Annotated in this window: 14 protein-coding genes; 7 read left to right on the top strand and 7 right to left on the bottom strand. The window is 73.1% G+C overall.

The features are described 5' to 3' along the window. Positions 1–126: 126 nt before the first annotated feature. The gene (locus AB0946_RS09395) at positions 127–609 is read left to right on the top strand and encodes an Lrp/AsnC family transcriptional regulator (protein ID WP_014673824.1); all 483 of its coding nucleotides are present in this window, start codon (positions 127–129) and stop codon (positions 607–609) included. 2 nt (positions 610–611) lie between these two features. On the opposite strand, the gene AB0946_RS09390 is transcribed toward AB0946_RS09395, so the two are convergent. Together AB0946_RS09390 and AB0946_RS09385 are read right to left on the bottom strand one after the other, a co-directional pair. Next, positions 612–1,199 carry a TetR/AcrR family transcriptional regulator gene (locus AB0946_RS09390; protein ID WP_366759974.1) on the bottom strand — a complete coding sequence of 196 codons (588 nt, stop codon included), beginning with the start codon at positions 1,197–1,199 and terminating at the stop codon, positions 612–614. Then, positions 1,196–2,710 (bottom strand): 3-hydroxyacyl-CoA dehydrogenase, encoded by a 1,515-nt coding sequence (locus AB0946_RS09385; RefSeq protein WP_366759973.1) that lies wholly within the window; start codon positions 2,708–2,710, stop codon positions 1,196–1,198. The genes AB0946_RS09390 and AB0946_RS09385 overlap by 4 nt, the downstream gene beginning before the upstream one ends. A 158-nt stretch (positions 2,711–2,868) precedes the next feature. On the opposite strand from AB0946_RS09385, the gene paaN reads away from it, so the two are divergent. Beyond that, positions 2,869–4,560, top strand: a complete 1,692-nt coding sequence (gene paaN, locus AB0946_RS09380) for a phenylacetic acid degradation protein PaaN (protein WP_366759972.1) — start codon at positions 2,869–2,871, stop codon at positions 4,558–4,560. Here paaN and AB0946_RS09375 read toward each other — a convergent pair. From AB0946_RS09375 to AB0946_RS09365, 3 genes are read right to left on the bottom strand one after another with little or no spacing between them, the layout of a single operon-like run. After that, a complete protein-coding gene (locus AB0946_RS09375; protein ID WP_366759971.1) occupies positions 4,557–5,309 on the bottom strand; it encodes a TrmH family RNA methyltransferase in 753 nt (250 codons plus the stop codon). The genes paaN and AB0946_RS09375 overlap by 4 nt on opposite strands. Beyond that, the gene (locus tag AB0946_RS09370) at positions 5,306–6,517 is read right to left on the bottom strand and encodes an HTTM domain-containing protein (RefSeq protein ID WP_366759970.1); all 1,212 of its coding nucleotides are present in this window, start codon (positions 6,515–6,517) and stop codon (positions 5,306–5,308) included. Before AB0946_RS09370 ends, AB0946_RS09375 begins: the two co-directional genes overlap by 4 nt. Continuing rightward, positions 6,514–7,281 (bottom strand): DUF5819 family protein, encoded by a 768-nt coding sequence (locus AB0946_RS09365; protein WP_366759968.1) that lies wholly within the window; start codon positions 7,279–7,281, stop codon positions 6,514–6,516. Before AB0946_RS09365 ends, AB0946_RS09370 begins: the two co-directional genes overlap by 4 nt. Before the next feature lie 441 nt (positions 7,282–7,722). On the opposite strand from AB0946_RS09365, the gene paaA reads away from it, so the two are divergent. From paaA to AB0946_RS09340, 5 genes are read left to right on the top strand one after another with little or no spacing between them, the layout of a single operon-like run. Next, the gene (paaA, locus tag AB0946_RS09360; protein WP_366759966.1) at positions 7,723–8,739 is read left to right on the top strand and encodes a 1,2-phenylacetyl-CoA epoxidase subunit PaaA; all 1,017 of its coding nucleotides are present in this window, start codon (positions 7,723–7,725) and stop codon (positions 8,737–8,739) included. Further along, a complete protein-coding gene (paaB, locus tag AB0946_RS09355; RefSeq protein WP_171154589.1) occupies positions 8,736–9,023 on the top strand; it encodes a 1,2-phenylacetyl-CoA epoxidase subunit PaaB in 288 nt (95 codons plus the stop codon). Before paaA ends, paaB begins: the two co-directional genes overlap by 4 nt. Beyond that, on the top strand, positions 9,020–9,775 hold the full coding sequence (paaC, locus tag AB0946_RS09350) for a 1,2-phenylacetyl-CoA epoxidase subunit PaaC (protein ID WP_366759965.1): 756 nt from the start codon (positions 9,020–9,022) through the stop codon (positions 9,773–9,775). Before paaB ends, paaC begins: the two co-directional genes overlap by 4 nt. After that, positions 9,769–10,347 (top strand): 1,2-phenylacetyl-CoA epoxidase subunit PaaD, encoded by a 579-nt coding sequence (paaD, locus tag AB0946_RS09345; RefSeq protein ID WP_366759964.1) that lies wholly within the window; start codon positions 9,769–9,771, stop codon positions 10,345–10,347. The genes paaC and paaD overlap by 7 nt, the downstream gene beginning before the upstream one ends. Beyond that, the gene (locus AB0946_RS09340) at positions 10,347–11,411 is read left to right on the top strand and encodes a 2Fe-2S iron-sulfur cluster-binding protein (RefSeq protein ID WP_366759963.1); all 1,065 of its coding nucleotides are present in this window, start codon (positions 10,347–10,349) and stop codon (positions 11,409–11,411) included. Before paaD ends, AB0946_RS09340 begins: the two co-directional genes overlap by 1 nt. A gap of 75 nt (positions 11,412–11,486) precedes the next feature. Here AB0946_RS09340 and AB0946_RS09335 read toward each other — a convergent pair whose 3' ends face one another. Both AB0946_RS09335 and AB0946_RS09330 read right to left on the bottom strand, forming a co-directional pair. Then, complete coding sequence (locus AB0946_RS09335; RefSeq protein ID WP_366750296.1) at positions 11,487–11,816, bottom strand: rhodanese-like domain-containing protein; 330 nt, start codon at positions 11,814–11,816, stop codon at positions 11,487–11,489. 49 nt (positions 11,817–11,865) lie between these two features. Then, positions 11,866–12,678: a hypothetical protein gene (locus tag AB0946_RS09330; RefSeq protein ID WP_366759962.1), complete on the bottom strand. Its 813-nt coding sequence runs from the start codon at positions 12,676–12,678 to the stop codon at positions 11,866–11,868. Between the last annotated feature and the right edge of the window lie 31 nt (positions 12,679–12,709).

Below are 12,709 nucleotides of genomic sequence, written 5' to 3'. Positions count from 1 at the left end.
ATTGTTCGGTCGCCGACACATTTTGGCTACAGGTGCCCCCAGGCTGTGGACAAACGGTTCTCCACAGCCTGGAATGGCCGCAGGACGTCCACGGCGAGGAAGCGGGGGGACATGCCGGCTGAACAAATGGCCGCCGGGCCGCAGGACGGCGCCGCGCCGCCGCCGCGCCCGCTGGACGCCATCGACCAGGACATCCTGAAGATCCTCCAGGCGGACGGCCGGGCCTCGATACGGTCGGTCGCCGAGCGCGTCCACGTCTCGCGCGCCAACGCCTACGCGCGCATCAACCGGCTCGTCGAGGACGGGGTGATCCGGGGCTTCAGCGCCCGCGTGGACCACGAACGCGCCGGTCACGGCACCTCGGCGTACATCACGCTGAAGATCGTCCAGAACAGCTGGCGCACGGTCCGCGAACAGCTCAGGCAGCTGCCCGGCGCCTCCCACATCGCTCTGGTGGGCGGCGACTTCGACGTGCTGCTGCTGGTGCACACGCCCGACAACCGGGCGCTGCGCGAGCTGGTGCTGACCCGGCTCCAGGCGATCCCCGAGGTGCTCAGCACCCGCACGCTGCTGGTGTTCGAGGAGGAGGACCTGGAGCCGGAGGGCTGAGGTCAGTCCTGGCGCAGCCCCGAGAAGACCAGCCTGACGACGGCGTCGGCCACCTCCTGGCCGCTCGCGCCCCGCACGTCCGGCCGGTACCACTCCACGATCGAGTTGATCATCCCGAAGACCAGCCGGGTGGCCAGACGGACCTCCACGTCGCCGCGTACGTCCCCGTCGGCCGCCGCCGCCTTCAGCAGCTCGGCGACCCGGTGGTCGAAGTCGCGGCGCCGCTCCAGCGCCCAGCGCTCGGTCTCGGTGTTGCCGCGCACGCGCAGCAGCAGCGTCACATAGGGCAGCTCGGCTATGAGCACCTCGACCATGCGGCGCACGACGTGCTCCAGCCGTCCGGCCGGGGGCCCCACGCGCGCGTGCTCCTCGTCCAGGATGGCGAACAGGCCGTCCAGGGCCCGGCTGACGGCCCGGCGCAGCAGCTCCTCCTTGCCGCTGACGTGGTGGTATATCGACGACTTGGAGATGCCCGCCGCCTTGGACAGGTGCTCCATGGAGGTGCCGTCGTAACCGCGGTCGTTGAAGACGCGGACGGCGACGGAGAGCAGCGTCTCGGGGGTGTAGGTGTCGCGCCTGGGCGTGGTCATGAGGTGCCCTCCCGCTTGTCCTGGGCGTACGAGTGGCGGTACAGCGCCAGGGACGGCGCGTAGCGGCCGGAGGGTTCGCGTTCGTGCAGCTCGTCCAGCAGTTCGTGGGCCCAGGCGCGGGGCAGGCGGCGGCTCCACTCGAAGGGGCCGAGCGGGTAGTTGACGCCGAGGCGCATCGCGGTGTCGATGTCCTCCTCGGTGGCGACGCCCTTGGCGACGGCGTCGTGCGCGAGGTCGATGATGCGGGCGACCGTGCGGGCGACGATCATGCCGGGGACGTCGCCGATGACGCTGACCTTCTTGCCGAGCGCCTGGAAGAGGCCGGTGGCCTCGGCGAGGGTCTGCGGCAGGGTGTCCTGGGCGGTGGACAGGGCGATGCGGGTGGCCTCGCGGTAGTCAAGGGCGAGGTCGAAGAAGACGACGTCGCGGAACTCCACGGAGGTCTGGCCGTCGGCGAGGGCCAGCTGGCCGCCGCTGGGCAGCACCAGGCGGGTGCCGTTGTCCTCGTCCTCCTCGCGGACCGGGATGCCGGCCTCGCGGATCATCGCCAGCAGGCCGGCGGCGGGGCCCAGGTCGCCCTCGGCGACGACGTAGGCGGGCGGCTGTTCCTTGTCGGCGGTGTGCGGCTCGGGCCGCTCGGCGCCGTCCGCGTAGTCGTACCAGCCGCGCCCGCTCTTGCGGCCGAGCCGTCCGGACTCCACCAGCCTGCGCTGCGCGAGCGAGGGCGTGAAGCGCGCGTCCTGGAAGAAGGACTGCCACACCGAGTGGGTGACGGACTCGTTGACGTCCTGGCCGATCAGGTCGGTCAGCTCGAACGCGCCCATCTTGAAGCCGCCGCACTCCCGCAGCACCGCGTCGATGGTGGCGGGGTCGGCGGCCTGGGCCTCGTGGACGGCGAACGCCTCCGCGTAGAACGGCCGGGCGATCCGGTTGACGATGAAGCCGGGGGTGTCCGCGCAGGCCACCGGGGTCTTGCCCCAGGCGCGGGCGGTCTCGTACGCGCGCGTGGCCGACGTGACGTCGGTGGCGAACCCGGAGACCACCTCGACCAGCGGCAGCAGCGGCGCCGGATTGAAGAAGTGCAGGCCGACGAAGCGGCCGGGGTGGCGCAGGGCGCCGCCGACGGCCGTCACCGACAGCGAGGAGGTGTTGGTGGCGAGCAGGCAGTCCTCGGCGACGATCTCCTCCAGCTCGCCGAAGAGCCGCTGCTTGACGTCCAGCCGCTCCAGGACGGCCTCCACGACCAGCCCGCAGCCGGCCAGGTCCGCGAGGCTGTCCACCGGTTCCAGGCGGGCGAGGGCGGCGTCGCGGCCGGCTGCCGTGAGCCGGTCCTTGGCCACGAGCCGGTCGAGCCGGGCGCCGATCGCTTCGGCCGCGTCCCGGGCCCGCCCGGGTGCGGCGTCGTAGAGCCGCACGGGGTGCCCGGCGACCAGCGCGACCTGGGCGATTCCCTGGCCCATGGTGCCGGTGCCGACGACGGCCACGGGGCTGCTGAGGTCGAGTCCTGTCATGTGCGCGATCCTCCCGCACGGGGTTTTCCACAGATGCGGCGGACCCCCTTGTACCGACCGATCGTTCGGTTACTCTAGCTCTGACCGTCCCATCCCGCTGCTCTTTCTGCCAGGTCCGAACTCGACGACGAGTTCTCCAGACGAGGAGTTGGTCCCGCATGGCCGCCGAACTGACCGCGCCCGAGCTGATCGAGAAACACCGGCCGACGCTCGACCAGGCCCTGGAGGCCATCCGCACCCGCGCCTACTGGTCCCCGCACCCCGAGCACCCCAAGGCCTACGGCGAGGGCGCAAGCCTGGACGCCGCGGCGGGCAAGGCCGCCTTCGACGCCGTGCTGGGCACCCGCCTCGACCTCGGCCAGCCCGGCACGGACGACTGGGTGGGCGGCGAGGTCTCGCCGTACGGCGTCGAGCTGGGCGTGACGTACCCGCACGCGGACCTCGACGTGCTGCTCCCGGCCATGCGGGCCGGTCAGCGGGCCTGGCGGGACGCGGGCCCGGAGGTCCGGGCGGTGGTCTGTCTGGAGATCCTCAAGCGGATCAGCGACCGGACGCACGAGTTCGCGCACGCCGTCATGCACACCAGCGGGCAGGCGTTCATGATGGCGTTCCAGGCGGGCGGCCCGCACGCCCAGGACCGCGGCCTCGAAGCGGTGGCGTACGCGTACGCGGAGCAGGTCCGCACCCCGGAAACGGCGGAGTGGACCAAACCGCAGGGCAAGCGCGACCCGCTGGCCCTCACCAAGCGGTTCACCGCGGTCCCGCGCGGCATCGGCCTGGTCATCGGCTGCAACACCTTCCCGACCTGGAACGGCTACCCGGGCCTGTTCGCCTCGCTGGCCACCGGCAACGCGGTCCTGGTCAAGCCGCACCCGCGCGCGGTGCTGCCGCTGGCGCTGACCGTCCAGGCCGCCCGGGAGGTGCTGGCCGGGGCGGGATTCGACCCGAACCTGGTGGCGCTGGCCGCCGAGCGCCCCGGCGAGGGCATCGCGAAGACGCTCGCCACCCGCCCCGAGATCAAAATCATCGACTACACCGGGTCGACGGCCTTCGGCGACTGGCTGGAGGCCAACGCCCGCCAGGCGCAGGTCTACACGGAGAAGGCCGGCGTCAACACGGTGCTCGTGCACTCGACGGACGACTACAAGGGCATGCTGTCCAACCTGGCATTCTCGCTGTCCCTGTACAGCGGCCAGATGTGCACCACCCCGCAGAACCTGCTGATCCCGCGCGACGGCATCACCACCGACCAGGGTCCCAAGTCGTTCGACGAGGTCACCGCCGACCTCGCCCGCGCGGTGGACGGTCTGCTCGGTGACGATGCGCGGGCCAACGCCCTGCTGGGCGCGATCGTCAACCCGGACGTCAAGGCCCGCCTGGAGGCCGCGGCCGGCCTCGGCGAGGTCGCCCTCGCCTCCCGCGAGGTCACCAACCCGGAGTTCCCGGGCGCGGTGGTCCGCACTCCGGTCATCGTCAAGCTGGACGGCGCCAAGCCGGACGACGAGGCCGCGTACATGAGCGAGTGCTTCGGCCCGGTCTCCTTCGCCGTCGCCGTCGACTCGGTGACGGACGCGGTCGAGCTGCTGCGCCGCACGGTCCGCGAGAAGGGCGCGATGACGGTCGGCGCGTACACCACGGACGCCGGGACCGAGCGCGCCGTCGAGGAGGTCTGCCTGGAGGAGGCGGCCCAGCTCTCCCTCAACCTGACCGGCGGGGTCTACGTGAACCAGACGGCCGCGTTCTCCGACTTCCACGGCTCGGGCGGCAACCCGGCGGCCAACGCGGCCCTCACCGACGGCGCGTTCGTCGCCAGCCGCTTCCGGGTGGTGGAGGTGCGCCGGGAAGCCTAGGCCCTCTGCGCGGCGCCGGTCGCGCTCCAGTGGTAGAGCGTCATCGCCACGCTGGTGGCCAGGTTGTAGCTGGAGACCTGCGGGCGCATCGGGAGGCGCAGCAGATGGTCGGCCCGGGCGCGCAGTTCCGGCGACAGGCCGGAGCGTTCCGAGCCGAAGACCAGCACGGCGTCGTCGGGCAGCCCGGTGCCGCGGATGTCCTCGCCCTCCGGGTCGAGGGCGAACAGCGGCCCGGCGGGCAGTTCGTCGGCGCCGAGGCGCTCGACGGCGGTGGCGAAGTGCAGGCCCGCGCCGCCGCGCACCACGGTGGGGTGCCAGGGGTCGAGCGTGCCCGTGGTGACCACACCGGTCGCCCCGAAACCGGCGGCCAGCCGGATCACGGCACCGGCGTTGCCCAGGTTGCGGGGGTTGTCCAGGACGACCACGGGCGCGGTGCGGGGCGCGCGGGCGAGCGCGCGCAGGTTGGCCTCGCGGGACGGCCGTAGCGCGAGGGCGGCCACACCGGTCGGATGGGGGCGCGGGACGAGCGAGGCGTACGCCGGGCCGGGCACCTCCACGAGGAGGGCGTCCAGGGTGTCGCGCACGTCCCCGGCCAGCTCCTCGGCGAGAGCGAGGGCGGCCCGCCGGTCCGTGGTGACCGCGACCGGCACCTCGGCCCCGAAGCGCAGCGCGTGCTTCAGGGCGTGGAAGCCGTCGAGCAGCACGGCGGTGTCCGCGTGCGCGCGCCAGCGGCTCAGCGGGTCGCTCATGCGGTGAACCCTACGTGGTCCGCCGCGCTCTCCTGCGGGGAGCGTGGCGCGGGGACCGCAGGGCCGCCGCGCCGGGCGAACCGCCCCCGCGCGCGGGCCGCCAGGCCGCCCAGCCGGCGCAGGAAGGACGTCGGCAGGAAGACCGCGTCCGCGGTGATCATCGCCAGTGAGAAGAACGGCAGTCCGAGGACGACCGCGATCACGGCGTGCTCGGTCATCATCAGCACCAGCAGGACGTTCTTGACCCGCCGGTTGAACAGGGTGAACGGGAAGGCGACCTGCACCATGACGGTGCCGTAGGCCACGATCATCATGATCGTGCCGCTGGACGACATCAGGTCGGCGAGGCCGGGCCAGGGCGAGAAGTAGTCCAGGTGGAGCGGGTAGTACACGGCGGTGCCGTCCTGCCAGCGGGAGCCCTGGATCTTGTACCAGCCGGCCGTGGCGTAGATCAGACAGGCTTCGGCCATGATCACGACCAGGGCGCCGTTGTGCAGGACGTTCGCGATGACGTCCAGCAGCATCCGCGGCTGCCGCCATGCCTCCCGGCGCCCGGTGACCCACCACAGGGCGAGCCCCGCCCAGGCGGTCCACAACAGCGCCTGGATCAGCCAGCCGTTGTCGAACCGGCCGGTCGCCGTCGCCGTGCCCAGCGCCAGTCCGAGCACCGCCCACAGCACCGGCCCCACCCGGTCGGCGGGCGCCCGCTCGCCCCCCGCGCGCGCCGCCGTGCCGTCGGCCGCGCGCCGCGCGTCGAGGGACCAGACCTGGCCGCAGCGCGTGAACACCAGGTAGATGGCCATCAGGTGCAGGACGTTGTCGCCGCCGTCGCCGACGAACACACTGCGGTTCTGCAGCGACAGCACGCCCACCATGAACAGCACGGACGCGGTCCGGGTGCGCCAGCCGAGCGCGAGGGCCGCGCTGGCGAGGACGGCCAGCGCGTAGCAGCACTCGAACCAGAGCCGCCCGTCGGACCAGAGCAGCGCCGTGAAGGCGTGGTTGTCGGCGGTCAGCTGCCTGGCGAGGTTGAAGCCCCACGGCCCGGAGGGGCCGTACAGCTCCTGGCGGTGGGGGAACTCACGCAGCAGGAACAGCAGCCAGGTCCCGGCGAAGCCGATCCGGATCACGGCGCTCTGGTAGGGCCCGAGGGCCGCCCCGGTGACCCGGGCGATGCCCCGCGACAGCGTCAGCGAGAGACGGTTCACCGCACACCTCCGGCAGCCTCGTCGGCGGTCACGGACCACCAGGGCAGCAGGCGGAGGGCAGGCTTGTCGGAGACCCGCTCACGGCTCCACGACGGCGGCTGCACATTGGTGGTGCTGGAACGGATCTGCACGCGCTGTATCACGCCTTCCCGGCTCGTCGGATCGTCCCGGTACAGGCGCATCACCGCGATGCGGCGCAGGTACTGCTCGGACAGGGACCCGCGCAGGCCGACGGGACGGTTGTCGGCGGCGTGGGTGGCGGTGAAGAAGTCCCAGGCCCGGCGCAGCTCGTTCTGCTGGGTGTGGCTGGGCGCCAGGTTGCCGTCGATGGCGGCGCCGTCCTGGGCGGACAGGTCGGTCCACCCGGTCGTGCGCAGGTCCCCGTCCCGCATCCGCACCTCGGCACGGACCTGGACGGCGATGTTCTGCTGCAGCGGGTTCGGGGCGAACAGCTTCCAGTTCTGCTCGAACTCCGGGTAGACCCACTCCTGTATCGCCTTGCCGTGCTGCTTCGTCACCGTGTTCGCGGGCGCGAGGCTGAGGAAGACCATCAGCAGGTGCACACAGGCGGCCACGGCGACGACGCCGAGCGCGAGCGCGGCTCCGACCTGGTAGCCGGGGGAGAGCGCGGCGAGGCCGGTGCGGGGTTCGGGCGCGTCGCCGGGCGGCGTGGGCGGCGGCTGCGCGGGTTCTTCCGGGAGACGCGTCCCGGGCGGCCCGTCCGGGCCCTGCGGACCCCGCGAGTCCTCGTCGTACGCGTCCATCGCGTCCCGTCCCCCGTTCCGGCTCGTGTGGCTGGTCAGTCGTGCGGTCGTGCACCCCGTCGGCCCGGCCCGGTCGGTCGGCCGAGCGGGGTTCGCGGGAGCGCGACGCGGTCACAGGCGTCGCACGGTGCACGAGCGCCACGTCTCGGCGCTCGCACGGAACGGTACTCAGCCCCGGGCCCCGGGCGCAGCCCCGGGTACGGGCCGACCGTGGTGGTCCTCGCCGCGGGCAGGGCCCGACCCGGGGCCGTGGGTACGACGGCCTGCCGCACCTCGTCCGCCTCGTCCACAGGCTGTGGGCGGGGTTTTCCACAGCGGTTGACACCCACAGCGGCCCGGCACACCATGGACTACGCACGAACCGAACGATCGGTCGGGACGCCGGCCGGGACGTACGGACCGGACAGAGTTCACCGCAGAGCCCGAGGTCAGGGGGACCGCATGGCCACAGCAGCCGCGCAGCGCACGGCCCGCACCGAGGCGGACGGCACGCCGGACACCGGCGGCACGACGGCCCACCAGCGCGCCTTCGACGCGGCCGTGGCCGCCGACGAACGCATCGAACCACGCGACTGGATGCCCGACGCCTACCGCGCCACCCTGGTCCGGCAGATCGCCCAGCACGCGCACTCCGAGATCATCGGCATGCAGCCGGAGGCCAACTGGATCACGCGCGCGCCCTCCCTGCGCCGCAAGGCGATCCTGATGGCCAAGGTCCAGGACGAGGCCGGCCACGGCCTGTACCTGTACAGCGCGGCCGAGACCCTCGGCACCAGCCGCGACGAGCTGCTCGACAAGCTGCACAGCGGCCGCCAGAAGTACTCCTCGATCTTCAACTACCCCACCCTGACCTGGGCCGACGTCGGTGCGATCGGCTGGCTGGTGGACGGGGCGGCGATCACCAACCAGGTCCCCCTGTGCCGCTGCTCCTACGGTCCGTACGCCCGCGCGATGGTGCGGATCTGCAAGGAGGAGTCCTTCCACCAGCGCCAGGGTTACGAGCTGCTGCTGGCGCTCAGCAAGGGCACCCCCGAGCAGCACGCCATGGCGCAGGACGCCGTGGACCGCTGGTGGTGGCCGTCGCTGATGATGTTCGGCCCGCCCGACGACGAGTCCCAGCACTCCGCGCAGTCGATGGAGTGGAAGATCAAGCGCCACTCCAACGACGAGCTGCGCCAGCGCTTCGTGGACATCTGCGTCCCGCAGGCCGAGTCCCTGGGCCTCACCCTCCCCGACCCGGAGCTGCGGTGGAACGAGGAGCGGGGGCACTACGACTTCGGTCCGATCGACTGGACGGAGTTCTGGGAGGTCCTCAAGGGCAACGGGCCCTGCAACGAACAGCGGATCACCCAGCGCAGGCGCGCGCACGACGAGGGCGCGTGGGTACGGGAAGCGGCCGCGGCCCACGCGGCCAAGCACACCGGCGGTGCCGGTGGGACGGGAGCGACGCGAGCATGAGCACCACCGACTGGCCCCTGTGGGAGGTCTTCGTGCGCTCCCGGCGCGGCCTCTCCCACACCCACGCCGGCAGCCTGCACGCGCCCGACGCCGAGATGGCCCTGCGCAACGCCCGCGACCTGTACACCCGGCGCGGCGAGGGCGTCTCGATCTGGGTGGTCCCGGCCGCCTCGATCACCGCGTCCTCGCCGGACGAGAAGGACCCGTTCTTCGAGCCGGCCGCCGACAAGCCCTACCGGCACCCGACCTTCTACGAGATCCCGGAAGGGGTGAAGCACCTGTGACCGCCACCGGCCCCGCGACCCGCCCCGCCACCGGTTCCGCCCCCGTCCCGGTGACCGCCGCGCTCGCCCTCGGCGACGACGCCCTGGTGCTCTCCCACCGCCTGGGGGAGTGGGCCGGGCACGCCCCCGTGCTGGAGGAGGAGGTCGCCCTCGCCAACATCGCGCTGGACCTGCTCGGCCAGGCCCGGGTGCTGCTGTCCCTGGCCGGCGACGAGGACGAGCTGGCCTATCTGCGCGAGGAACGTGCCTTCCGCAACCTGCAGTTGGTCGAGCAGCCGAACGGCGACTTCGCGCACACCATCGCCCGCCAGCTCTACTTCTCCACCTACCAGCAGCTGCTCTACGCCGAACTGGCCTCGGGCGACGGCCCGTTCGCGCCGCTGGCCGCGAAGGCGGTGAAGGAGGTCGCCTACCACCGCGACCACGCCGAGCAGTGGACGCTGCGGCTCGGCGACGGCACCGACACCAGCCATGAGCGGATGCGCCGGGCCTGTGACGCGCTGTGGCGGTTCACCGGCGAGATGTTCCAGCCCGTGGAGGGCCTGACCGCCGACTGGGCCCGCCTGGAGGAGAGCTGGCTGGAGTCCGTCACCGATGTGCTCGGCCGGGCCACCCTCCCGGTCCCGCAGGGGCCGCGCACCGGAGCCTGGTCGGCGGGTGCCGGCCGGCAGGGCCTGCACACCGAACCGTTCGGCCGGATGCTCGCCGAGATGCAGCACCTGCACCGCAGCCACCCGGGGGCGTCATGGTGACCGCCACCGCCCTGGAGGAACGACTGCTGGAGCTGGCCGGCGCGGTGCCCGACCCCGAGCTGCCCGTCCTCACCCTGCGCGAACTGGGCGTGCTCCGCGCGGTGCGGGTCCACGGCGGCGACGGCGGCGACACGGTGGAGGTCGACCTGACCCCCACCTACACCGGCTGCCCGGCCGTCGAGGCGATGAGCCTCGACATCGAGCGGGTGCTGCGCGCCCACGGCATGCGCGAGGTCACCGTCCGCACGGTGCTCAGCCCCGCCTGGTCCACCGACGACATCACTGCCGAAGGGCGCGAGAAACTGAGGGAGTTCGGCATCGCGCCACCGCGCGTACGCCACGGCGACGGCCCGGTGCCGCTGTCCCTCGGCCCGACCCGTACGCGAGCCCCGCACGCCGGGCCGGCCGCCCAGGACGCACACGCCACGGACACCGCGACCGAACCCCTGCGCTGCCCGCACTGCGGATCGGCCGACACCGAACTGCTGAGCCGGTTCTCCTCCACCGCGTGCAAGGCGCTGCGCCGCTGCCTGGCCTGCCGGGAACCGTTCGACCACTTCAAGGAGCTGTGATGGCCCGCTTCCACCCGCTCCCGGTGGCCGCGGTCGACCGGATCACCGACGACTCCGTCGCCCTGACCCTCTCCGTCCCGCCCGGGCTGCGCGAGGAGTACCGGCACGCGCCCGGCCAGCATCTCGCGCTGCGCCGCCGGGTCGACGGCACGGACATCCGCCGCACCTACTCGATCTGCTCCCCCGCCCCCGACCCGGACGGCGAGGGCCCGGACAGCCTGCGGGTGGGGGTGCGGCTGGTCGAGGGCGGGGCCTTCTCCGCGTACGCGCTGAAGGAGATCAACGTCGGGGACGAGCTGGAGGTGATGACCCCGGCGGGCCGCTTCACGCTGGAGCCGGCGCCGGGCCTGTACGCGGCGGTCGTCGGCGGCAGCGGCATCACCCCGGTGCTGTCCATCGTCGCCACACTGCTGGCGCGCGAGCCGGCGGCCCGGTTCTGCCTGGTACGCAGCGACCGCACGGCCGCCTCGACGATGTTCCTGGAGGAGGTCGCCGACCTGAAGGACCGCTACCCGGAGCGGTTCCAGCTGGTGACCGTGCTCTCCCGGGAGGAACAGCAGGCGGGGCTTCCGTCCGGCCGGCTCGACCGGGACCGGCTCACCGGGCTGCTGCCCGCGCTGCTGCCGGTGGAGGAGGTGGCGGGCTGGTTCCTGTGCGGGCCGTACGGGCTGGTGCGGGGCGCGGAGCAGGCACTGCGCGAGCTGGGCGTGGCCCGGGACCGCATCCACCAGGAGATCTTCCACGTGGACGCGGGCTCGGCCCCGGCGGCCACGGCTCCTGCGCCCGCGCACAGCACCGTCACCGCGCGGCTCGACGGCCGCGGCGGCACCTGGCCGGTGCGGGAGGGCGAGTCGCTGCTGGAGACGGTGCTGCGCAACCGGCCCGACGCGCCGTACGCCTGCAAGGGCGGGGTGTGCGGGACCTGCCGGGCCTTCCTGGTCGCGGGCGAGGTGCGCATGGACCGCAACTTCGCGCTGGAGACGGAGGAGACGGAGGCCGGGTATGTGCTGGCCTGCCAGTCGCATCCGCTGACGGAGAGGGTGGAGCTGGACTTCGACCGCTGAGGTCCACCGCGCCCCTTTTCCGTCGACCGGCGAGGCCGAGCGGCGCCGGGAGGCCGGGGCCGGTGGGCCCCGGGGCTACAGGACGAAGCCCGGCTTGCCGTCGTCGGTGACGACCGGGCGGCCGGCGGCCTCCCAGTGCTGCATGCCGCCGTCGACGTTCACCGCGTCGACGCCCTGCTGGACCAGGTACATGGTGACCTGGGCGGAGCGACCGCCCGAGCGGCAGATGACGTGGACGCGGCCGTCCTGCGGGGCGGCCTCGGTCAGCTCCCCGTAGCGGGCCACGAACTCGCTGAGGGGGATGTGCAGCGCTCCCCCGGCGTGGCCCGCCTGCCACTCGTCGTCCTCGCGGACGTCCAGCAGGAAGTCGCCGTCCTTGAGGTCCGTGACCTGGACCGTGGGCACACCAGCTCCGAAGTTCATGGCTCCGACGCTACCCGAAGCCCGGGGCGGGTCAGTCCCGGGCCAGCAGGGCGGCCAGTTCCGCCTCGCGCCGGGCGATGTCGCCGCGCAGCCGGTCGGCGATCTCTTCGAGCAGCCCGTCGGGGTCGTCCGGCGCGAGGCGGAGCATGCCGGCGATCGCGCCCTCCTCCAGTTCCCGGGCGACCAGGGTGAGCAGCTCCTTGCGCTGGGTGAGCCATTCGAGGCGGGCGTACAGCTCCTCGGCGGGGCTCGGGCGGCGCTCGGGCGGTACCGGTCCGGCGGCCCACTCCTCGGCCAGCTCCCTCAGCAGCCCCTCGTCGCCCCGGGCGTAGGCGGCGTTGACCCGGCTGAGGAACTCCTCGCGCCGCTTCTGCTCCGCCTCCTCCTGGGCCAGGTCGGGGTGGGCCTTGCGGGCCAGCTCGCGGTAGAGCTTGCGGGCCTCCTCGCTGGGCCGTACCCGCTGCGGGGGCCGTACCGGCTGGTCGGTGAGCATGGCGACGGCCTCCGGGAACAGGCCGTCACCGTCCATCCAGCCGTGCAGCAGCTCCTCCACGCCCGGGATCGGCATCACCTGGGCGCGGGCCTCCGCGGCGCGGCGGATGTCCTCGGGGTCGCCGGTGCGGGCGGCCTTCGCCTCGGCGATCTCCGCGTCCAGCTCCTCGATGCGGCTGTAGAGCGGGCCGAGCCGCTGTTCGTGCAGGCGGGCGAAGTTCTCGACCTCGACGCGGAAGGTCTCCACGGCGATCTCGTACTCGATCAGCGCCTGCTCGGCGGCCCGTACGGCCTGTTCCAGCCGTTCCTCGGGGCGGGGGGCCTGGGACTGGCCGGCTTCCGGGGTTGTCACCCGCCCAGCGTAGCCGTTGCCCGGATCCGCC

This window comes from Streptomyces sp. NPDC046870, assembly GCF_040704595.1.
GTDB classification, from domain to species: domain Bacteria; phylum Actinomycetota; class Actinomycetes; order Streptomycetales; family Streptomycetaceae; genus Streptomyces; species Streptomyces argyrophylli.
This window is presented reverse-complemented; position numbering and strand designations above follow the sequence as displayed.

What these genes read in the sequence shown, in the direction of transcription:
- AB0946_RS09390 (WP_366759974.1), bottom strand. Translation starts at nt 1,199, where the DNA reads ATGACCACGCCCAGGCGCGACACCTACACCCCCGAGACGCTGCTCTCC.
- AB0946_RS09375 (WP_366759971.1), bottom strand. Translation starts at nt 5,309, where the DNA reads ATGAGCGACCCGCTGAGCCGCTGGCGCGCGCACGCGGACACCGCCGTG.
- AB0946_RS09365 (WP_366759968.1), bottom strand. Translation starts at nt 7,281, where the DNA reads ATGGACGCGTACGACGAGGACTCGCGGGGTCCGCAGGGCCCGGACGGG.
- paaN (WP_366759972.1), top strand. Translation starts at nt 2,869, where the DNA reads ATGGCCGCCGAACTGACCGCGCCCGAGCTGATCGAGAAACACCGGCCG.
- AB0946_RS09385 (WP_366759973.1), bottom strand. Translation starts at nt 2,710, where the DNA reads ATGACAGGACTCGACCTCAGCAGCCCCGTGGCCGTCGTCGGCACCGGC.
- paaB (WP_171154589.1), top strand. Translation starts at nt 8,736, where the DNA reads ATGAGCACCACCGACTGGCCCCTGTGGGAGGTCTTCGTGCGCTCCCGG.
- AB0946_RS09340 (WP_366759963.1), top strand. Translation starts at nt 10,347, where the DNA reads ATGGCCCGCTTCCACCCGCTCCCGGTGGCCGCGGTCGACCGGATCACC.
- paaD (WP_366759964.1), top strand. Translation starts at nt 9,769, where the DNA reads ATGGTGACCGCCACCGCCCTGGAGGAACGACTGCTGGAGCTGGCCGGC.
- AB0946_RS09395 (WP_014673824.1), top strand. Translation starts at nt 127, where the DNA reads ATGGCCGCCGGGCCGCAGGACGGCGCCGCGCCGCCGCCGCGCCCGCTG.
- paaA (WP_366759966.1), top strand. Translation starts at nt 7,723, where the DNA reads ATGGCCACAGCAGCCGCGCAGCGCACGGCCCGCACCGAGGCGGACGGC.